We start from the raw sequence: 21,781 nt of genomic DNA, 5'->3' as shown, positions 1-21,781 counted from the left end.
ATCAGGCTTCGTCGTCGTTCAGTTTCGCCAGCACGGACAAGTCTTCCAACGTTGATGTGTCGCCGACGACTTCACGGCCGGACGCGACATCACGTAGCAACCGTCGCATGATCTTGCCGCTTCGCGTTTTGGGCAGCGTGGCGGCAAAGCGGATGTCGTCGGGTTGTGCCAACGCACCGATTTGTTTGCGAACGTGCATTTTCAATTCTTTGCGAAGTTCTTCGTTCGGTTCACGATCTCGAATCGTGACGAACGCCGCGATCGCTTGACCTTTCAAGTCATCGTGGCGACCGACCACGGCGGCTTCGCAGACCGCTTCGTGGCTGACCAGCGCGCTTTCGACTTCGATCGTACTGAGTCGGTGACCGGACACGTTGATCACATCGTCGATCCGACCCATGATCCAGTAAAAGCCGTCTTCGTCTTTCCGCGCGTTGTCGCCGGTCAAATATTTGCCGGGGACCATCGACCAATACTGTTCAACGAAACGTTGCTCGTCCCCGTAGATGCCGCGAAGCATCCCGGGCCAGGGTTGGGCGATACACAACATGCCACCGTGTTGGGCATCAACGGCGTTGCCGGCTTCGTCAACGATTGCCGGGACGACGCCCGGCAGCGGTGTGGTGCACGATCCGGGCTTCGTGGCGGTGATGCCGGGCAGCGGGCTCATCATGATGCCGCCCGTTTCCGTTTGCCACCAAGTATCGACGATCGGGCAACGTTCGCCACCGATCTTTTTGTGGTACCACATCCACGCTTCGGGGTTGATGCCTTCGCCGACGCTGCCTAGCAATCGAAGGCTGGACAAGTCGTGTTTGTCGACGTGTTCGTCGCCCCACTTGATGAACGCGCGAACGGCTGTCGGCGCGGTGTAAAGAATCGTGACTTTGTACTTTTCGACCAAGTCCCAAAAACGATCTTCGGCCGGGTGATTCGGTGCGCCTTCGTAAAGCAAACACGTCGCGCCGGCCGACAGCGGGCCGTACACGATGTAGCTGTGACCGGTGATCCAACCGCAATCGGCCGTACACCAATAGATGTCATCGTCGCGATGGTCGAACACCCACTCGAACGTTCGCTTGGCCCACAAGTTGTATCCCGCGGTGGTGTGCAGGATTCCCTTCGGTTTGCCGGTGCTGCCGGACGTGTAAAGGATGAATAGCGGCGTTTCGGAATCAAGCGGCACCGCGTCGAAGTCGCCGGATTGGGTATCGACGACGTCGTGCCACCAGATGTCGCGACCGTCGGTCATGGGGACGTTGTCCGTCCCCGTTCGCTTTAAGACCAAACACTTTTCAACGGTCGGTGATTTTGCCAGGGCTTCGTCAACGGTTTCTTTCAGCGGCAGAACCTTCCCGCGGCGATACAGCCCGTCGGCCGTGATTACCAATTTCGCGGAAGCATCGTTGTTGCGATCTGCGATCGATTCGGCGCTAAAGCCTGCGAAGATGACTGAGTGGATCGCGCCGATGCGGGCACAAGCCAGCATCGCAATCGGCAACTCGGGTGTCATTGGCATATAGATGCTGACCACGTCGCCGACGCCGATTCCCATTTGGGTCAAAGCGGCAGCGCACTTGGCGACTTCGGTGCGAAGTTCGGAATAAGTCAGCGTTCGTGTGTCACCGGGCTCGCCTTCCCAGACGATTGCCAACTTGTCGCCTCGACCGGCATCGATGTTACGATCCAGACAGTTGTAGCTGGCGTTCGTTTTGCCACCGACGAACCACTTCGCGTGCGGCGCCTTCCACTGGCACACTTCGCCGAACGGTTCGAACCAATGCAGGTGCTCGTTGGCTTCTTCCTTCCAGAACCCATCACGATCATCGCGTGCGCGGGCGTACAACTGTTCGTACTGGTCATCACTGGAGATGACCGCGCGTTTCTTGAATTCTGGATGCGGGGGAAACGAACGGTTTTCGATCAGTACGTGGTCGATTTGACCGGAAGGGTCACTCATTGCGGCAGTTCTCAATAAACGGTCGAAGGGACGTCGACAGGACGTAAACGACCAGTTTAGTACAAACGAATGCCCAACGGACCGGCCGGCTCGACCGATTCTGAATCAGGCATCAGGAAAATCGCCGGCAGCCACTTCTTTGTAAAGAGTCATCATTCCCCGGACCTCATCGATGGCCGTGCGATCGCGGTCGGCGAGCCCGTCGATGGTCGTTGTTGTGCGATATTCGTTGGTCTGTTCGCCGCGTTTGATCGTCAGCGTCGTTTCCAACGGAATTTCGCCCGACGAAGTTAGCCGGTCATTCAATGTCATTCGCGCGAATGGGGGCAACCAGGTGTTGCGGACCAAGTTCAGTCGTGAAGCTAGATCAAAAAACTGACCAAACTCGCTCGCCATTTTTGGATCCGCCGGTTTCTGGGTCGACGTATGGTAGGTCGCGCCGCTGAATTGGATCATGTAACCGATCATTCGATCGCTGGTTTTGACCTTGGAATTGAGGCCCAACTGGGCCCTTTGCTCATCGGTGGTTGCCGCCGCGCGAGCCTTGGACGTGAATTCGATCAGGTCGTCGATGCGAATCGACGACTGGACCTGCCGAGGGCGATCCAACATCGTCACGCGGCCCTGGGCCGGATCGTAAACCGTCACGGTTGCCGGATCCAATTGGGGCAAGTCGTAAATCAGACCGTTGTCGAAAATGATACGGTGCTCGGCCGATGCGTCCGCACTGGTACCTAAAAACGTCTTCACGGTGACGCAAAACGTACGGTCTTCCGCAGAACTCGGACGAGCCCCAAGCGTACATCCGACGGCAATCGCGACGACCATGGATAAGCCACGGTAAAATTGTGAATGGGACGACATCGTCGATGATCTCCGATGGATGATGCAAGTTTCACGGTGAAGTCGATGGCGTTCCGCCGAGGTCGACCTAGACGGTTTGGCCGTCTGGAGCGTAGAAAAGTGGATCGGTACCCGTCCAGACCAACAACGCACAACTCACTTTTGCCCTACGGCCGCTGCCATGCGACGAACCCTATTGATGATCCCGCACGAGATCGCCGGGCTGCCCGTTTTTGGATTCGGGTGGCTGTTGATCGCTTTGGCGGTCGGGTTGGTCGTTCGAATCGTTGTCGCCAAGCGGCGGGGGCAAACGATCGGTGACGTGGTCAGAACCGAAGGCATGGTTTGGGCGATGGCCGTCGCCGCGGTCACGATCGTTTTGCCAATGGTCGAACTGAAGAATCTTGACGGCGAACCGGTCGGCATGGCGCTTCGTGGCTACGGGGCGATGTTGTTGTTGGCGGTCGGTTCCGCAGTCTCGCTCGCGGCCTTTCGCGCCAAGCGGGCGGGTATGAATCCAGACCTGATTTACGCCATGGCACCGTGGGCATTTTTCGGCGGAATTTTTGGCGCTCGTTTGTTCTTTGTGACTCAGTACCGCGACCAATTCATTGGCGAAACCACGTTCGAAACGATCGGGAACATGTTGAAGTTCACCGAAGGCGGTTTGGTCGTTTACGGCGCTTTCATCGGCGGTTCGTTGGCAGTCACTTACTTCCTGTTCCGACATCACTTACCCGTCTTGAAGTTCGGTGACGTGATCGTGCCCTGCATGTTCTTGGGTCTGTTCTTTGGTCGCATCGGTTGTTTGATGAATGGATGTTGTTACGGCGGACGATGCGAAGAAGGCCCGACAGCGCTGCATTTTCCGCCGGGGGCCAAGGTCTACCAGGACCAGCTATTTGACGGCCAGTTGTTGGGGTTTTCCTATGACCGTGATACTCGCCAGATCACCGACGTGCGCGACGGATCGATCGCGGACCGTGCGGGCATCCAAGTTGGTGCGCGTTTGAACGAGTTCGCCGAAGATCGCAGCGTGTTCGCAAACGCCTCGCGGGCGATCCCCGCCGAAGACGTACTTCCGGGCGTGATCGCGACGGTCGACGGTCGGCGGTATCGATGGACGCCCGACGAACTGCCGCCCAAAGCACTGCCCGTCGCACCGGCTCAACTGATCAGCAGCTTCGGCGCACTTGTGCTATGCTTAGCCCTTTGCGGATTGTCACTTGCGAATCTTCGTGCTGGCGCCGTGATGATTGCCGGTTTCGCGTCTTATGCGGTGTTGCGTTTCATCATGGAATTGATTCGCGTCGATGAAGCCGGCCAATTTGGAACCAGCTTGTCGATTTCTCAGTGGGTCAGCCTCTTTGTGTTCGCTTTTTCAATCGTCGGCCTCGTGTGGATCTATCGAGGAACATCGTCGGCCGCGCTCCATTCGGAAGCTTCACCGAACGGCTGAGGCGGACGCATGAGAACCCGTGACATTCAACCCGAGTGGATGGACCAGCCCGGTTTATCATCCGAGCGGCATGCCGCGGCGCTCTCCGGATTGGTGCGATTAAACAGTTTCACAGGTGTCTCGGCGGCGATGTACCGCCAGCTTCGCAAGCTAGCTGTGAATCGTAACGGCCGGGCAATGAAAGTGCTCGATATCGCCAGCGGCGCCGGCGATGTACCCATTGCGTGGGCAAAAAAAGCGCGCCGTGATGGGCTGGCTCTGCAAGTGACGACGATCGATATCAGTCACTTCGCCGCCGAAGAACAGCAACGTCGCGCGAGTGCCGCCGGCGTCACGATCCGATCGCTGACCGCGGATTGCTTGACCGCACCGTTGCCACAAGGTTTTGATCTGGTGACTTGTTCGCTGTTCATGCACCACTTGAACCATTCGGAAGTCGTTCGTTTGCTGCAGTCGATGCAGGTGGCCGCAAACGACGGGATTCTGATTTGCGACTTGGATCGATCTCGCGCGAACTTAGGTTTGGTGACGATCGGCGCACACATGCTTTCGCGATCGCGGATCGTCCACCATGACGCCAAAGTCAGTGTCCGTTCGGCTTTCACAGCCGAAGAATTCAAGGCGATTGCCGAGAAATCGTTGTCGCGTCCGGTCAGTGTGTGGCGTTCGTTCCCCTGTCGGTTTATCGCAACACTGGACACCAGCACGGTGGTCGAGTCGTCGGTCGCTTTCGCGTGAAACCATGTTGATGCCAACCACTGCATCCGAAGCGTCGATTCTGGTTATCGGTGGCGGTATTGCGGGTTCCGCGTGCGCCATTCGTCTACGTCAGCAAGGCATCGCAGTCGATTTGGTTGAGAAAGAGTCCTTCCCGCGGCCGAAAGTTTGTGGCTGCTGCATCGGCGTCACGGGTTTGGCGATGTTGGACCGTTTGGGGTTGAAACAATTTGCCAAAGACCGCGGCGTTTCGACGGACCGCTGGTGTGCTTCCATGGGCGGGCGCAGGATCGAGGTCCCCCTGCCGACTGGCTTGGCGATCTCGCGGGAATCACTTGATCCGATGCTGATCGAACACGCCGCTGCCGTGGGCGTAAACGTCGCAATGCGATGTGAAGCGACGGTGGCCTCGGTCCACAAAGACCGCGTCGATGTTCGTCGCAACATCGCAGGTTCCGGCGATCATCAGCAAAGCTATTCGATCGTCGTGGTCGCGGCGGGACTGAGAGCGGGCGGTATCAGTCGCGAGTTACCATGGACCGCGGCGCCCCACGGCCCTTTCGGGATCTCGTTTCTTGCCGACGTTCGGGACGTCGAAAGTGGCGTGATCTACATGGCTTGCGACGACGACGGATACGTGGGACTGGTGAAACTGGCCGACGGTCGAATCGACGTTGCCGCCGCGCTTCGATCAGGTGCGGCATCGAACGGAATAGCGCCGGTCGAGCGGGTGCGTCGGTTGTTGGAACGAAGTGAGTTTGATTTTTCGTCGATCGAAAACGCATCGACGGCGATGACGACTCCGCCGCTTCGCCGGTCGCGCCGTGTCGGCAATGGGCGACTGATGGCGATCGGTGATGCGGCGGGATACATCGAACCGTTCACGGGCGAAGGCATGACTTGGGCCCTGCAAAGCGGTGTTGCCGCCGCCGATGTGATTGCCGAACACATCCATCAACCCGCGAGTGTCGGCGACGCGTGGCAAACGCGTTGTTTGACGCTGTTGGCCGCCGAAAAACGCACATGTCGTTGGGTCACCAGCGCTCTGCGATGGCCGTTAGCCAGGATTGTGGCGGCTGGCTCACTGGCGATGTTTCCGGGGCTCGCCTCGCCGTTGGTCCGAGGACTGAACCGGTCGCCGTCGTAAAAAACGTTGTTTTGAGTCGGCCGACCCAGTGAAACGATGGGATGCTGGATGTTGCCAGCAATGACCAACGATCCCTGCAAAAATGGTTTTCCAGGGCGGGAATCACGGTTGACACTTTACCCAGACGGCTGTTAATCCCCTAATACCGTGACGGACAAGTGGCCGAAAATGGCTTTGCCCGCCCGGTAGTTTGAGCGTTTTTGAAGTTTCGGTGTGGTGAACACTTTGCGGGAAATGTTCACTGACCTGTTTCGTACAGTCAAAGCGTCAATCGTTTGCATGCGACGGTTTCTGGGTCAATCGTCTCGGCAAGTGGCTTCTCGCTGAAATTTCATACGCATCAGGGCGTTCGCGAATCGCGACGCCCTGATGCATTTTTTTTAGACTGTTGACGGGCACCGATGTCGAACCAAGATCCCGAAATGCCAGACCCTGACAACGTTGCCCCTGACAACGTAGCCGCTGACAACGTCGACCCGTCCCAATCGGTCGATGAAGCCGGCGAAACCGTGCTGGCGATCACAGCCGAAAAGCTGACAAAGAAACGACGTCGCCGTAAAGTGATCCTGGCTGCAGTTTTGACCGGAGCGTTCGTCGGCGCCCTGATCTGGTCGACGTTCGCGATGAACTCTGTCGAGGTCGAATCAGAATTGGCGATCGCTCCGTCTGTGTTGTTCGAAGATCTCTGCGAGAAGGTGAAGAACAGCGAAGATATCACGACGGTTCACGTGAAAGAATTCGAAGTCGATGACTCCATGATGTCTGCGCTGGAGGATAACGATTCGATCGAAACGTTTATCGTCGACAAAGGGATCGTGACAGATGCTGCGATGCCGACGATCGCTGCGTTGCCAAATCTGCGACAACTGCGGCTGCGATTATCGCCGATCGGAGACGAAGGCTTTCGCGAGTTGTCGAAGTGCCCGTCGTTGATGTTTCTGAATCTGCCCCAGTGCGAATGCACTGCCGAAGGTATCGCGGCCTTGGCGAGTCTGCCGAGACTTCGTCAGCTGCGAATCGGTTCCCCGAAATTGGGAAACGACGCGACGCGGGAAATCGCAAAGATTCAGACCCTGCGGACGGTCCATTTGATCAAAGTGCCGGTCACCGACGAAGGTTTGAAACTGTTGGCTGAAATGCCCCAACTCGAATCGCTTTATCTGGATGATTCTGCGGTCACCGAAGCCGGTTGGGCTTGGTTATTCGACCATCATGGCAATCTGCACATTCATATCAATCAAGAACACCACGACCGTGATCCGCAAAAGCACGTCCATCACGACGGCGGATCCTGAAAAACGATTTAACGCGCTGTTAGCGGCGAATCGTGTTGTCATTCGCCGTCCATCAATGTTTGTTTGATCGCAGCGACCAGGGTTGCCCGTCCCAACGCCGTCGATTGCAGTCGTTGAACATCGACGCCCAATTCGCGTCCCAAACGCATTGCCAAATCAACGTCGCGAATTCCGTGGAATTGGTTGGTGGGTTGACGCTGGGCAAACGATATGTCGTTGGCATAGATCGTATCGCGATCGTTGTCGAAGCCGGACTCGAACGTATCGGTCAGCTCAGCGATCCAAGGCTCCGGCACTCCGCGAAGTCGACAATGGTCGATCGGCCAAAGGGTTTCTCCCGTACACTCCTGCAGCAGCGCCAACGCTCGATGTCGGGCGATCATGACGGTTTCCCGAAGTCGATATTTTGTGGACAATGGCGGATCGTGCTTCGTTTCATTTGAGTCCTTGCTCTTTCGGAAGTCTGCGTCATGCCGTCAATTCTCGCGATCGCTGCCCACCCCGACGATATCGAATACTTATACGCCGGTACGATGTTGCAGTTGGCCAAACGCGGTTGGGACTTGCACTATGTCAACTTGTGCGACGGATCCCGAGGTTCAACGACTCTGGCACCGGCCGAATGTGCGGCAACACGTTTGGGCGAAGCGAAGCAGGCCTGTAAGGTTCTGGGTGCGACGTTCTACGGCCCAATCTATCCGGACATGGAAGCTTGTTACAACACGGCGAACTTGGCCAAGGTTGCCGCCATTGTACGAAAAGCAAAGCCGTCCATCGTATTGACGCACTCGCCGATCGACTACATGGAAGATCACGAAATCGCTTGTCGCTTGGCCGTTAGCGCGGCCTTTGCCCATGGGATGCCGAACTTCCCAAGCGATCCGCCGATGTCGGTGTACATGGAACCGGTCACGGTCTATCACGCCCAACCGGTGCACAACCGAATTCCGACGGGTGAATTGGTGACGCCGCACATGTACGTCGACGTCACGGAGGTGATCGACGCCAAGATTGAAGCTCTCGCGTGTCACGAGAGTCAAAAGCAATGGCTGGATGTCAGCCAAGGCCAAGACAGTTATCTCGAAACAGCGAAAGACGTCAGTCGCGAAGTCGGTCGGATGAGCGGTCGATTTGAATATGCCGAAGGTTGGCGGCGACGCGAGCACTGGGGCTTTTGTGCCGCGAACGACGATCCGTTGGCCACCGCGTTGGCCGATGTCATCATCGATACGCGAAATTGATGGGCGGTTCGTGAACAATCCGACGCGAACTGTTGAGGTTCAGTGTTCCACGATACCCGAATCGGTGAGCTGGCTTTTTCCCAGTTCGATCAGGTCGTCTTCGTCGACGATCCTTCGCGGGATGAAGACCGTTCGCATACCTTCGATATTGGGTACGGACAACCGCTTGATCAGATCGGCTTCACTTTCCGTATCCGGTGATGATACGGAGCCTCCGGGTCGCCATCCGTTTCGCCAATTCCAAACGGACTCGCCGTCTTTGCGGATTTCGAGTTCGCAGTAATACGGTTGAAACTTGATCTTTCTCGGTGGCCGTGGCGTCTCGCGCGACGGGACTTGAATCGATCGTGGCCCGAACGTCGGCGGTCGAAACGAGGGCGGAAAGAACTGGCCAAGTCCCGACGAACCTCCAAATCCGCTGGGCGGTCCAACGTCGATAGTTCGAGTTGCAAACGTGGTCACGCTGATCTCGATCGGTTCGGGCTCTTGCTTGACCCTCGCTATCAGCGACACGTCGGCCTTTTTCTGTAAGTTCCATCCGGATCGTTTTCCGACTTCGGTCGCAATCTTTTCAAGCTTGTTGTAAAGGTCTGGCGTCGCATCGACCAACACTTGCATCGGCGAGGAACTGTCAACGACCACGGCCTGTGGTTGAGTCGCCAGGTCGGCGATCGCGGCCGACGCAGGCGAATGCGGAAGGTCGAACGCGACCAATTGGGCCGAATCTGTATGCGAGTCCACCATTGTCCAACCACGTGACGTCACCACTGCATTGATCGACGAATACTCCCAAATGAAGTTCTGTGTCTTCAAGTTGTAAAGCCATTTTCGATCCAGCAAGATGTTGTCGTTGTCGATCCACGTCATTGCCGTCGGTAGCAAATTGCCCGTCACGTTTTTGTGAGACGATTCGGCGATTCGATTCGACGAAGCCAGATCCCAGACCTCGATCCGCGTGGAATAAATCGCGGCGAGTTGTCGGCCGTTGGTCGAAAAGCTCAGGATCGTTCGGACTTGGCCGTCGCCGGTTTGCAACGTGCGAATCATTTTGCCAGTGGACGCATCCACGACGCCGATGACTTCGTTGTCACTGGCGGCGAAGAACCGTCGATCGGGACTGACGGCAATCGTGCCCTCGTTCACAAGCGGATAGCTCCACAACGGTTTACTTTGCCCGATGATGACTCCACACATCCGGTCAAATTTGTGAACCAGCATGCGATCGCCGAGTACCGCGCCGCCCGAGAACATTTCGTTGTTGTTGCCGTAGTTGGATCGTGTCGCAAAGATTTCTTCGGGGCGCAGAAAAAAAGCTGCGTCGACATAACCGATCCCCGCCAAGCGAAAGCTCCGTAGTCCCGCCATCGCAACCAGAAAGCTGTACTCGGGCTTCTTCGTCGAAGAATAGCGACTCGTGCTGACGCCCGGCAGAAGCGTTCCGACCAACAACAGGTCCGATAGCGGGTCGTAATCCAGCACGCGCACGGTGGCCGGCCACTGGATCGTTGCGACCGCAACATTATTTTCGACATCAAAGACGACCGACGTCGATGGACCGGTGCTGCGAGCGTCCTCGCCGGGCCCGTCGCTGGTGACGATCACGAACTTTCCCGATCGATCCATCGCCAAGGGTTGTGGGTTTGCCGAAGACGGCAGCATCGCCGAAAGCCACGGAACGCCGTTGACGGTTTTGTCGCGGGCGGATGCGGACGAAGTGACGCGGTCCACTTGGACGGATAAGAATTGCCGTACCGTCGAGGGGATCTTGGCGGGGCTGGGGGATTCTTCAGCGGAGTCCTGTTCGGCCGCGCCGCCTGACGCAGCAATGAATTGTTGGTCGCCGCGACTGAGTCGGTTGACCGGAATCGACATGGTTTGACCGTCGAGTCGCTTCAACGCGACGGAGTCACCGCTTTTCCCCGCTAGCCTTGCTTCGATCACGTGCATCCCGGTCGAATCCAGCCACAGCCGAACGTCGTCTCCCTTGAGTCGCTCAACCCAAGACGAATCGGCCAACATCGCCCCGTCTTGGCCGATGGCTTGCGTTAAAACCATGGTGACAGTAACCATAGTGACAGCGGCAAGCATCAACAGCGTTCGCATCACAGTCTTGCAAATGGATCTCATTGACATGCCGCCATCAGTCCCAGGTCAATCCATCCGGTAGCGCGTTCAAGTTCTTTGCTTCGCCACCGGTGACGACCAACATGTCTTCGATTCGCACACCGCCGCAAAGGCGTCCGTACAGACCGGGCTCGATCGTAAAGACTTCGCCCTCCATCACTTCGCCGCCGCCATGATCCAGCAGGATGGGTTCATGCAAATCGAGACCGATGCCGTGTCCGGTCCCATGCTGGATGCTGGGCCCGTCGGTCAACGTGCCGCGCGAAATCGGATATCCGTGCCGCGTCAACACCTGCTCGGACGCAAGGTGAACGGCATTTGCAGTTTCGCCGACGACTAATTTCGCCGTCGCCGCTGCCTTGGCTTCGACGACGGCCGCGTGCATCGCCTTGACTTCGTCGCTGATGTTTCCATTGACGACGGTTCGCGTGCAATCGCCCCAATAACGAGTCGACTCGTCACGTGGAAACAGATCCACAATGATCGGGGTGCCTGTTCGCAGCGGCCCCGCCCCGCTGTGGTGACAATCGGCAACCTGGGGCGCCGATGCGATGATGGCGCCGTGGGTCATGCTGCAACCGCGGTTCAGAAACTCGATTGCCACCATCGATCGAACACGTTCGCTGGTCAACGGTTCGAATTCGTGTACTAGCACGCCGCTGTCACCGACGTCCGATCGAGCAATGATTTGGCAGATCCATTTCATCACCTCTTCGGTGATCGACTGGGCTTTGGACAGTGCGTCGATCTCTGAACGCGTTTTGGCACGACGGTCGGTGACGCCCAGACCCTCATCGTACTCGACGACGATTTCTGCTTGCTGCAGATGCCAAGCAAAGATGAATGGCAGCGATCGATCCGCCGTCACTCGTTCGCAACGAGCGCTTCGCAGGATCTGTACGGCGGCTTCGGCCGTCGCCGTTTCTCGGTCCGCGCTCAAACCGGCCGGCGGCGAGTGTTCGGCCGGGCAGGTCACATCGTCGACATGTCCAACTTGACGTACGCGATCCATTTCCAGATCCCGAACCAAACCGATCCGGCGCGAATCGAGTTCGATCCAAGCCGCCGGATCGCCAAGCGCGACGCCCAGCCGCCGATAGAGCGACCCATTCTTCTCGGGGAAACCAGCCAGGATGCGTGCGGAATGAATCTTCATGAATCTGTGAACGTGTGCGGCGATGAATTGGCCTAAATTCCGATTCGGACGACCCGTCCGATTCTCCACGACCGTTATACACGATCAAACGCCCGATCTGACGCGCGGCGAACTCGAAACAAAGGGGCCATCAACGGCCTTTGTCGGTGGTGATCGATTAGGATGCAAGATACGATTGGAGGGACCGTATTCTAGAACAGCCTGAGGGAATCGATTTCCAGATGTTGACCGTCAAATGTCCAAAGTGTGCCGTCGCCATGAAGTTGGCACAGGCGCCGGCGAGCGGCCGCGTCAAGTGCCCCAAATGCGCAACCGTCGTTGCCGTAAATCCGGCTGGCAAGGCGGGGGCAGCACCCACGCGCCAACCCGCCCAGCGCACTGCGCCCATGGCCGCTGTTGATCCAGACGACGACAATTTCGATTTCGGCCGAATCAGTTTTCCGTCGGCATCGGCCACCGCGGCCGTCAGCCACTTTCCAGTCGCCGGTCAAGCATCGATGTACGAGGGGCCAATTCCCGGCGACCCGCTCGCGCCCGAGCCCGATAAATCCGACGGTGCGGGCGGCGACGGTGATGCCCCGCCTGCGTCTGGCAAGAAGAAGAAAAAGGGCGGGATGAGTACGACAGCGATCGTTCGGATGTCAATCGGATTGTTGTTGCTGATCGTTTGCTCGACCATCGGCGGTTTGATTTGGCGACAACGCATGAATGCAGGTCCGTCCGAAGCCGAAGCGATCGCAAAGCTACAGGTTTCGGCGCCCGATGGCTATCAGGCCGTAGGCATCGAAGGCGTGTTGGTGCTGATGCCAAAGGGCAGCGCCTATGACAACCTGCCCAGCGTCATCGATTGTAAAGCGGTTTCGACGTTCGAGAGTCAGTCGACCTATTTTCTGGGTGCGATGAACGGTGGCAAGCGACCACTGGACAAGGACCAAATGCGCAAGAAAGCCGAACGGCAACTCGGTGGCGAGATTCTTGGCGGGCAAGAAATGGAACGCAATGGATACAAAGGTATCAAGGGCGTCCTCGATGGCAGTATTTTCTTGCCGCGAATGCAGGTGGAAGTTTTCCACGTCGACGAACGATTCTGTATCCTCGGTTGTGCGCCCAAGAGCATGGGTGCCGACCCGAGTGTTCCGGTCGATCGAGCGCTCGAAGCGGAAGAGCAAGAAGTTTTCTACAAATCGTTCACCATTGGTCCGATTCCGTCCGGATTTTTCGGGAACTGATTTCGGCGGCTTTCACCGTTACGGAGTGACCGTTGTGGTGACCGTTTCGACGTAGCCGTCTGGCATATTCAGACTTCGAACTCCAACGTTCAAGTCGAACTGTTGTGGCTGGTTGCTGCTAAGTACCAACTCGAAGTCTTCCGATTGGCCGGGTTCAAGATTGGGGATGTAGGGTAGTGACACGACGCCTGCGTCGATTCGATAGTCGCTCAGCTCGGGACTGGTCTGTGGCACCAATCGTTCCAAGCGAACGCCGTCAGGCAACGCAAACTGTATTCCGACTTGACCGTCACGGACGTTCGAATCGTTGGCGACGCGGATCGAATAGCGAATCGGCTCATTGACCCGAACAGGATTGTCCCGACCGAATAACTGTGTTTGCAGTCGACCCGAACGGACGGGGCCCGACGGAATCGGATTCGCACCTCGTGGTGCCATATCGTTCGGGTTGCCGCGAAGAGGTTCGGGGGCTCGTCCGCCGGGGATCTCGGGTGACGTACCGGCCGGCGGCAGGTTGGGGCCGCGGGGCGGTTGGACCGAAGATGATGGCCCGATGATTTCGAACGCGAATTCGTCGTTGGCACGAGCACCCTCTGCACTCTCGGCTGTGATCGATACTCGCGAGCGAGGGCTCGGCGCGATCGTGTTGAACAGTCCTTCCAAAACAACAACTTGCCCCGGAGCCATCGTGGGCACGTTCCATGTGATGATCCGCTGGCCGATCGTTTGTTCGCTGGCGCCTTCGGTGGCTGAGTTCAGTTGCAATTGAGGATCGAACACCATGTTGAATTTGACGTTGCGGGCTTCGCCACGACCTTCGTTGACGATCCGGGCGCGAACTAAGGTCGGGTCGCCGGTCGCGACGCGAGACTTTCCGTCGATGGTCGCGGTCAGTCGCGGGGTTTGTGGTACGGGATTGATGACCAGAGTGCACGCTTCTTGCTCGGCTCGCTGTCCGCCGTCGGCGAATGCTTCGACCTTGATGCAGCGGCGGCCGGCTTCGGTGGGGGTGAAGACGACTTTCTTTCGCCACGTTTCGCCGGGTTGAAGCGGTCCGTCTTTGTTGTCTTGAACTTGGACGCCGCCGCTTTCGTGAATGATCGACGAGTCACCCGTTGCCGTGACATAGGCGCCCGTCAGTGGTCGGTCGCCGTTGTTGGTCACGTCGATGTTGAACGTCACTGGTCGACCGGCTTCCACACGATCTTCGACAGCCGCGACGGCCAAGCCCAGCGAAGGTCGAAACACATCGACGCGAACGGTGTCGCTACTAACCAGTCCGTCACCGCGAGCTTCGAAGCTGAGGTCAACGGGCGACTGAGACGCCAATTCGACGAACAGGTCGAGCTGAGTTTGCGGGGGCAGAACGCCGATTTCCCAAGTCACACCATTGGGCACGACGCGAGCGAATGCGTCGGCACGGATGATGCGAGTCCCGGGAGGCGTTTGAAGGTCGACGCGAACATTGGTGGCCGGTTGGTTACCAGGATTCCGCAGGTTCGCGACGACTTGATAGGGAACGTCGAACGAAGCAACAGCCGGAGCGCCGGCGCGAAGTTCTAGCTTCGGTGAACTCCAGGTTACGAATGTTTGTCCTTGGCCAAGCGTCAACGTCGGCAAGTTGTCCGTTCGTCCGCCGGGACGAATGACTTGCATGTCGACCGCGGTGGTGCCGCTGGTGCCGGGTAGGGGAACCAATTGAGCGGTCGCGTTGCCTGAGTCGTCAACGATGACTTCGGTTACCGACGATCCGCCGGTGCCTGCGAAGGTCGCCAATTCGGGTTGCTGGATTTCGTAACGTACTTTCCAGCCACTTGCCGGCAAGGTTTGTTCCGATCGCGTGACGCGAGTGGTCAAGTCAACGGTCGTTCCAGCGGGAACGATTTGGGCACCCGGGAATTGTGCCTTTGCGTCGACCCAGTAGATCGTGGCCGTTGATTTGCGTTGGTCCCAGCACTCGCTTTCGGGTGCCAGCACGGTGACGTGGCTGACGCCTTCGCTGGGGCTGGAAATGGTGATCCACGTTTGACCTTTTTCCAGACGTACGTCGTCACGCGGATCCGTATTGCCGCGTGTGATGAGTGTCTTTTTTGTGCTGGTGATGCCGATGGCGTAGGACGGATCCTTCTTTTCGGGACGAACGCTGGAACCGGCAAGGCGGCCGATCACTCCGGGGTCATCGTCGCCGACTTGGATGAATGTTCCGACGCTATCCGGTGCCAGCATCCACTCAAGCTTCTCGTTCATTTGCAAGTAGCCGTCGTTGCCGCAGACGCCCGACAACAGCACGACTTCGCCGCCCACGGGGGCGACAATTTTCGTTGGTGACAGCAAGATGCAGCCGCGTTTGCCGCGATCAGGCAAACTGCATTGGCATTGGTTATCGGCTTCGGCGCCAAGCAGCACGGCGCGAGGACCGGTGGCGCACGACCCGCTGCATGGTGCGCTCGGTACGCAGGGCTCGTTGCTCTGTCCGAGTGTTACGGTCGAACCCGGCGTTGGGCATGCCGGCGGATCGACGGGGTCTTGAAAAGCCGGTGTCGGGAAGCTGAAGCCGGGCTTGCTGCGAAGGTGATTTGTAAAGCAGGACCTCAGTCCTGTTAAGCATCCGAAACAACCACACCCCTCGCCGCCCGAACCGGGCAGGGCGAGTGAGGTGGTCGTGGGCAAGGGGGTCAGCAGACAAGATCCGGTCGGATCAATGGCTGGCAACCGCAACTGAGTGCATCCACTGCTGATGGCGACCAACAAAGCGACCGCTACCAACAGCAACCGAAACATCGGCAATCTGTTGGGGGCGAGCGAATCGTTCGTCCGTGCAGTGTGATTCATCAGCCTGCTATGGGATCCGCAGGGCCAGCCGAAAGGGCCGCGTCCTGCGGGTTGGTAAAGGGAATCAAGTTGGGCAGAGTTTGCCCAAAGAACCCTAGCACGCGCTTTGGGGCAATGATGCGAAAAGGCAACGTGTTTTGATGCGGTAAAGCATCTCGGATGGACGGCTAGGAACCTTCGTAGCGGTTGCAACGAGCAAATGCTTTCATTGCTTGCATTTACGTGGGCATCGAACTCATCGACACGCAAGCGTCGCCAGGGACACTTCGGTGCCAATCCCCCGATTGATCGTTCTAAACCAAATTCGTGTTCCAAGTTTCACAACGATTGCTCTTTCGCCGGAAGCCGAGCATTTGGTACCGAGAAGAAATGGCAAAGGAATTGCCGTTATTTTCTGCGAAGGAATGCGACCCATGAAATCGTTTGGCGTTCGACTTGCCGCTGGTCTGGTTACTATCGTTTTTGGCGCCTACGCGGCTGCCCTTGCCCAAAAAGACAAGCAAAACGGCACCAGTTCTTGGACAGCCGAGGCTCCGTCGATCGGCCAGCCGGCTGCACCGATCGCCGGGATCGCGGAAGAGCAATGGTTGAGCGAGCCCGACGAACAGCGTCGCCAATTCGCGCAGGCATCGTTTACCGAAAATCGTGATGTTCACGATGACGTCTTTGCGGCGTCCAACGTCGCTATGGTCCAGCACACCGAAGAAGTGCCGCAGGACGACTATGGTTACGACGCCGCCGATTCCGGTTTCGCACCGCCGTCGGCTCCCGCCGCACTTGGCAGCCCCCAACCGGAAATGGAATGGGCGATGCCGCCCGATGCAGGGCAAGACCCAGGGCAGTATGCAGGACAAGACCCAGGACAGTACGACGTGGCCGCGGAAATGTCCTACGACGCCGCCGACGTTCGAACCGAGCGTTCGCTGTCGATGACGTTCCCATCCGAAGCTCCCGGTGAACCGGCACCCGCGCCGGCAATGTCGCAACCTGCAGCGCCGATGCCCGAATTCAGTATCAGCGAGATGCCGGACGTCCAGTACTATGAAGCCGAGCAAGAGCCCGCGCCGCAACCGATGGCGCAAGATAATCTGCTGCGATCGGCGCCCGCTGGCGACATGATGCGTGACGCCATGCCACGTGACGCCATGCCACCGGCGCCGCCCGCCGAAGCCTATGCCGCTCCCGCGCCGATAACGTACGCACCCGCAACCGCCTATCCAGGGAATGCGTACAACGCTGATCAGCAAGGCGGATACCCCGCAACGAACAATCCTCCACCCCGCATGGCCAGCCTGGCGGACGTTCCCACTGGCATGCGTGCCGAGCCGAGCTATCCGGCGGCCGCGCCCAACTCGGGTGCGTTTCAAGGATATGCACCGGAGCCGGGCTATCAACCGCAAGCATTGCCCCAGCCAGCTAGCGCCATCGAGATGGATTCCAAATTACTGGTGGATTTACCCGGCGACCGACGGCTCGAAGGCATTCAATCGCCAAGCATCGTGATTCATAAGCGGGCACCCGCACAAGTCACGGTCGGAAAGCCGGCGACGTTCGTCATCCAAGTTCAAAATGTCGGTGCGGTCGAAGCCGACGTCACGGTTCACGATCGCGTTCCGCAGGGAACGCGTTTGATTGATGCTTCGCCCGCACCCGTACAGCAAGGCGACGTCTTGATGTGGCAGCTTGGTGTAATGCAAGCCGGTGCCGAACAAACGGTAACAATGCAATTGGTTCCCGAAACGGAAGGCGAAATCGGCAGCGTGGCTCGCGTCACCTTCGAAGCCGCTGCTTCGGTGCGAACGATGAGCACGCGACCCGAACTCAAGATCGTCCAACGCGCCCCCGAAAAAGTACTCATCGGACAACAGCTCGAAATCGAACTGGAAGTCTCCAATCCGGGATCCGGAACGGCCGGTAACGTCTCGTTGCAGGAAGACGTTCCTGACGGACTCGAGCACCCCAAGGGTCGTCAACTCGATAACCTGATCGGCAATTTGGCACCCGGCGAAGTGCGTACACAGGTCTTGCGTCTTAAGGCTGTTTCGCCCGGCTTGGTTCAAAATACCATTCGCTTGGTATCCGAAGACGGCTTGACGGCCGAGCACTCGATCAACGTCGAAGTGATCGCGCCGAAGATCGAAGTGGCACTGTCCGCTCCGTCGCTTCGCTATCTGGAACGCCAGGTCGCTTGCCAGCTAGAAATCATGAACACGGGAACGGCGGACGCGAACAACGTCGAAGTCTCCGTTCAGCTTGACCGTGGATTCACATTTGTCAGTACGGACTACGAAGGCCAATACGATCCATCTCGCCATTCGGTGTTCTGGTCATTGGCCCAGTTGCCACCTGGCGGTCGTGGGTCGGTTCCCTTGACATTGTTGGCGGTTGAGTCGGGCGACCGGATCATCACCGTTGACGCACGGGCCGATCTAGGGATCGCCGCGAAAAATGAACGCACGATTCGCGTCGAAGGACTTGCCGAACTGAGTTTTCAAATTATCAACCCAGGCGGACCCATCGAATTGGGCGCCGAATCCAGCTACGAGATCACCATCAACAACAGTGGCTCGAAACCGGATACGAATGTTCGCTTGGAACTGTATTTGCCACCAGGGTTGGAATTGATCGCGGCGGATGGCGATGCAGGAACCGACGGACGCGGCCTTGTCGCGTTCCAGCCGCGTGCCCAACTGGCACCGGGTGCGGAGATGAAGTATCGCGTGCGAGTTCGCGGAGTCGCAGCGGGCACCCACCTGGTCAAGGCGGTTGTGGTAAGCGATCAGGCAACCAAGCCGGTTTCGAAAGAAGAAAGCACGCTTGTCTATGCGGATCAGTAGGCCTTAGCTTGATTCGCGGATGCTCAAACATCGTTGTCGCGCAACGATGATGTGATCCAAGACATTGATGCCCAGAATCTTCCCTGATTCGGTTAAGCGATCGGTGACTTGATGATCCTCGCGACTCGGCGTCGGGTCCCCACTGGGATGGTTGTGCACCAACAAGATCGCGGAAGAGCTGTCGCGGATCGCCGGATGAAAGACTTCGCGTGGATGCACCAGGCTGGCGTCAAGTGTGCCGATCGTGATGCAGTGCGTTTGAATCGGTTTGTGTTTCGTGTCGAGCGTCACGATGTGGAATTCTTCCTGCACGCCATCTGTCGCAAGTCGAGCGAAGGCGCGCTGGCAGTAGTCGATCGCTTCCTTGGTGCTGGTGATTTTGGTTGCAATCGGCGTCCGGTTTGCCTCGATCGATGCGATGCGGCGGCCCAGTTCGATGCCGGCCATGATTTGACAGTAGCTATCCTTTTTCACCGCAACGGAAACGTCCTTCAAGTCCTTGGGCGTACACTTGGACAGATCCTCGATGCGTTGGGCAAACCGATTTGCGACTTTTCTACCGCCAACGACCGCGGATTCTTTGACAACGCCGACGCGGATCAGGATTGCCAACAACTCGGCGTTGGAAAGTGATGCCGCGCCCAATCGAAGCAGTCGTTCGCGGGGCCGATCTTCGGTCGGTGTTTCTTTGATCTGCGTCCCGTGAATTTGCGAGTCGATCCAGACCGCGGCTTCGAACGTCTTCTTCGACTCGATCCAACGGTAACGAAATTCACCGGCCACTTCGCTGCGTTGCAAGACGCCGTCGGTCACCAATTGGCCGAGCGTGCGAGTGACGTAGGCGGGGTGCGACTCGCTGCAGTTCTGTTTGGCTTCTTCGGACGAAAAGTCGTTTAACGTGACGAGCGGTTCGATGACCGCGAAGAGACGTTGGCGTCGTTCAATGCTCACTGGTTTCGCCCGTCAAGAGATGGCGTTGAGAAGCCAAAATCTTAACGGTCCAAGCATCGGTTGTGTGGCTCTACCGCGTTCCCGGGATGTACTGGCTAGCGTGCGGATTGCCAAAGTAGTGGCTTCCCGGCGTTGCTGACGGCGGCGTACCGCGCGTGATTGAACCCCTGCCGTAGTATCCGCCATATCCGTATCCGTAAATCGGAACGCCATAGCCGTAGCTGCCGTACCCATAATATCCCTGATCATAATAGGGACCCGAGTAGCCGTACTGCGATGGATAACCGTATTGGATTGGGTAGCCATTTCCATAGCCGCTGCCATAGACCGGGTATCGCACGCCGTGATTCCCGTGACCCCGAAAGACCTGATCGTCATGGACGTGATTTCCGGGTCCATGACTGTGTGGGATCCCGTTGGCGGTTTGGTTGCCCGCAGGAACTCGCACCGGAACGTCAGCCTGGCGGGGCGTTCGTCGCTGCAAATTCGCACCTGGCGCGACAATACCCTTCGAAGTATCCGACCGCGGGCGGAGCGCGGAACGCCGGTCGATCGAATCCTGCGCCACCAACGTATCGACGACAAACATCGCAAGCACGAGCGACAAAAACATTGCAAGATTGCGGTTCATGACCGGGGTCCGTGAAAGGTGAAACGATTTGTCTCTACCTTTCAGCGTAACGCATCCGCGCCCGGCGTCAATCAAATCGCCGGCGGCATCGCCCTAGCCATAGAAACAAAGATAGGCCGTTGATTCCGGCACTTTGACGCCGAACTTAACGTTCGCGGGGACTTTGAAGCTGGTTCCGGCCGCATAGCTGGTGAAGTCCGTTTCGCCGGGCAATTTGATCAGCAATTCACCCGAAACGACTTTCATCAGTTCGTTTTCGCTCGTCCCAAATTCATATTCTCCCGCCGCCATCACGCCCGCGGTCGCGCGGCCTTCTTTGTTCTCGAAGCCGATGGATGTGACTTTGCCGTCGAAATACTCGTTGACTTTCATGTTTGCTCGAAACGGTTGAGTTAAAAAATGGCTGGAGATCGCTATCCGATCGTTGTCGGATGCACCAAAGACGCCATGGCGTCGTCGATTGCGACCGAGTGGCGTTTGCGGTCCAGGAAAAAGTTGACGTGTTTGTATCCGCAATCCGCCAATAACTCTAGCGCCGTCTCGTAGCCATCGGCCACCCGTTCGGGTTGGTGGGCGTCGGCGCCCAAAGTGACCGGGATTCCACGTGTTTGCATTTCGCGAAGCATCCCCGGAAACGGGTTCATCTCTGAGATCATTTTGTTCACTCCGGAAGTGTTCAGTTCCATCGCGATGCCCGTGTCGGCGATGTCGTCGAGGGCGCTACGAATGTCATCGATGACGGCCTGCTCGTTCCAAGAATCCGAAAACATGTTCTTGATCAAATCGGGGTGAGCCAGCGAATCGAACAGCCCCGTCTTCGCGGCTTTGGCGAGCAGACGGAAATAGGTTCGTTGAATCTCGATCGGGTCAGCTGACCAGTACTTTTGTCGGAACTCATCAATTTGTGGGTGAACGGATCCGAGCACGAAATGGAAATCCGCGGACGAAAGCTGCTTCTCGAGATACGCCTCGTAGCCTTCGAAATAGTCCGCTTCCAAACCCAGTCGAACATCGACGCTGCCCGCCCATTGCTGACGAGTGTCGTCCACCAAATCGATGTACTCATCGAGCTGATCTTCACGCATCCGGACCCGCGACGAAAAACCATCGGGCATCGGATTGTGGCATGTCACAATCAGGCCTCGCAGGCCCCGGTTCTTGGCGGCCGCCGCATAGAGGGTTGGCTCGCCAATCGCATGGTTGCAAAGCGGCGTATGGGAATGAGACTCGAACAGTAATGGCTGCGAATCTCGAGGTTCAGAAGCATCGGAATCAGACAAAGCGGCACCCTTCATTGGTCGAACACATTCAACGTGTCTACACCCTAGGCGGCGCTGGAAATTTTGACGACCCCTCTTC

At 57.7% G+C, this 21,781-nt stretch carries 17 protein-coding genes; 7 read left to right on the top strand and 10 right to left on the bottom strand.

The genetic code is table 11. The features are described 5' to 3' along the window. Position 1 precedes the first annotated feature (1 nt). Both acs and Poly51_RS26860 read right to left on the bottom strand, forming a co-directional pair. On the bottom strand, positions 2-1,960 hold the full coding sequence (acs, locus tag Poly51_RS26865) for an acetate--CoA ligase (RefSeq protein WP_146461951.1): 1,959 nt from the start codon (positions 1,958-1,960) through the stop codon (positions 2-4). Between the two features lie 105 nt (positions 1,961-2,065). Further along, on the bottom strand, positions 2,066-2,824 hold the full coding sequence (locus Poly51_RS26860) for a hypothetical protein (protein ID WP_146461949.1): 759 nt from the start codon (positions 2,822-2,824) through the stop codon (positions 2,066-2,068). Between the two features lie 160 nt (positions 2,825-2,984). Here Poly51_RS26860 and Poly51_RS26855 point away from each other — a divergent pair, with 160 nt between their 5' ends. The 4 genes from Poly51_RS26855 (at position 2,985) to Poly51_RS26840 (ending at position 7,421) form a co-directional block, all read left to right on the top strand. Further along, positions 2,985-4,262: a prolipoprotein diacylglyceryl transferase gene (locus Poly51_RS26855; protein WP_146461947.1), complete on the top strand. Its 1,278-nt coding sequence runs from the start codon at positions 2,985-2,987 to the stop codon at positions 4,260-4,262. 9 nt (positions 4,263-4,271) lie between these two features. Beyond that, the gene (locus Poly51_RS26850; protein WP_146461945.1) at positions 4,272-5,000 is read left to right on the top strand and encodes a methyltransferase domain-containing protein; all 729 of its coding nucleotides are present in this window, start codon (positions 4,272-4,274) and stop codon (positions 4,998-5,000) included. 10 nt (positions 5,001-5,010) lie between these two features. Then, the gene (locus Poly51_RS26845) at positions 5,011-6,126 is read left to right on the top strand and encodes an NAD(P)/FAD-dependent oxidoreductase (RefSeq protein WP_186775846.1); all 1,116 of its coding nucleotides are present in this window, start codon (positions 5,011-5,013) and stop codon (positions 6,124-6,126) included. A 422-nt stretch (positions 6,127-6,548) separates the two neighbouring features. After that, entirely contained in the window at positions 6,549-7,421 is an 873-nt protein-coding gene (locus tag Poly51_RS26840) for a hypothetical protein (RefSeq protein WP_146461942.1), read from the top strand. A gap of 38 nt (positions 7,422-7,459) precedes the next feature. Here Poly51_RS26840 and Poly51_RS26835 read toward each other — a convergent pair whose 3' ends face one another. After that, complete coding sequence (locus tag Poly51_RS26835; RefSeq protein WP_146461940.1) at positions 7,460-7,804, bottom strand: hypothetical protein; 345 nt, start codon at positions 7,802-7,804, stop codon at positions 7,460-7,462. Between the two features lie 87 nt (positions 7,805-7,891). Here Poly51_RS26835 and Poly51_RS26830 point away from each other — a divergent pair, with 87 nt between their 5' ends. Next, positions 7,892-8,662: a PIG-L deacetylase family protein gene (locus Poly51_RS26830; RefSeq protein ID WP_146461938.1), complete on the top strand. Its 771-nt coding sequence runs from the start codon at positions 7,892-7,894 to the stop codon at positions 8,660-8,662. Positions 8,663-8,701: 39 nt separating this feature from the next. Here the strand turns inward: Poly51_RS26830 and Poly51_RS26825 are convergent, their stop codons facing one another. Both Poly51_RS26825 and Poly51_RS26820 read right to left on the bottom strand, forming a co-directional pair. Beyond that, complete coding sequence (locus Poly51_RS26825) at positions 8,702-10,795, bottom strand: SHD1 domain-containing protein (RefSeq protein ID WP_146461936.1); 2,094 nt, start codon at positions 10,793-10,795, stop codon at positions 8,702-8,704. A gap of 7 nt (positions 10,796-10,802) precedes the next feature. Then, positions 10,803-11,942 carry a M24 family metallopeptidase gene (locus tag Poly51_RS26820; RefSeq protein WP_146461935.1) on the bottom strand — a complete coding sequence of 380 codons (1,140 nt, stop codon included), beginning with the start codon at positions 11,940-11,942 and terminating at the stop codon, positions 10,803-10,805. Positions 11,943-12,163: 221 nt separating this feature from the next. Between Poly51_RS26820 and Poly51_RS26815 the strand changes: the two genes are divergently transcribed. After that, positions 12,164-13,171: a hypothetical protein gene (locus Poly51_RS26815; RefSeq protein ID WP_146461933.1), complete on the top strand. Its 1,008-nt coding sequence runs from the start codon at positions 12,164-12,166 to the stop codon at positions 13,169-13,171. 18 nt (positions 13,172-13,189) lie between these two features. On the opposite strand, the gene Poly51_RS26810 is transcribed toward Poly51_RS26815, so the two are convergent. Next, positions 13,190-16,003, bottom strand: coding sequence for a hypothetical protein (locus Poly51_RS26810; protein WP_146461931.1), 2,814 nt, complete (start codon positions 16,001-16,003; stop codon positions 13,190-13,192). Between the two features lie 413 nt (positions 16,004-16,416). On the opposite strand from Poly51_RS26810, the gene Poly51_RS26805 reads away from it, so the two are divergent. Further along, entirely contained in the window at positions 16,417-18,840 is a 2,424-nt protein-coding gene (locus Poly51_RS26805) for a DUF11 domain-containing protein (RefSeq protein ID WP_186775844.1), read from the top strand. A gap of 3 nt (positions 18,841-18,843) precedes the next feature. Here Poly51_RS26805 and radC read toward each other — a convergent pair whose 3' ends face one another. From radC to Poly51_RS26785, 4 genes are all read right to left on the bottom strand, one after another. Continuing rightward, positions 18,844-19,791 (bottom strand): RadC family protein, encoded by a 948-nt coding sequence (radC, locus tag Poly51_RS26800; RefSeq protein WP_146461925.1) that lies wholly within the window; start codon positions 19,789-19,791, stop codon positions 18,844-18,846. A 70-nt stretch (positions 19,792-19,861) separates the two neighbouring features. Beyond that, complete coding sequence (locus Poly51_RS26795) at positions 19,862-20,422, bottom strand: hypothetical protein (RefSeq protein WP_146461923.1); 561 nt, start codon at positions 20,420-20,422, stop codon at positions 19,862-19,864. Positions 20,423-20,515: 93 nt separating this feature from the next. Beyond that, positions 20,516-20,794, bottom strand: a complete 279-nt coding sequence (gene ppnP, locus Poly51_RS26790; RefSeq protein ID WP_146461921.1) for a pyrimidine/purine nucleoside phosphorylase — start codon at positions 20,792-20,794, stop codon at positions 20,516-20,518. Positions 20,795-20,835: 41 nt separating this feature from the next. Then, complete coding sequence (locus Poly51_RS26785) at positions 20,836-21,702, bottom strand: histidinol-phosphatase HisJ family protein (RefSeq protein WP_246114804.1); 867 nt, start codon at positions 21,700-21,702, stop codon at positions 20,836-20,838. Between the last annotated feature and the right edge of the window lie 79 nt (positions 21,703-21,781).

This window comes from Rubripirellula tenax, from assembly GCF_007860125.1.
Classification (GTDB): Bacteria; Planctomycetota; Planctomycetia; order Pirellulales; family Pirellulaceae; genus Rubripirellula; species Rubripirellula tenax.
The sequence above is the reverse complement of the archived record's forward strand: the minus strand, read 5'-3'. Positions and strand labels throughout refer to the sequence as shown.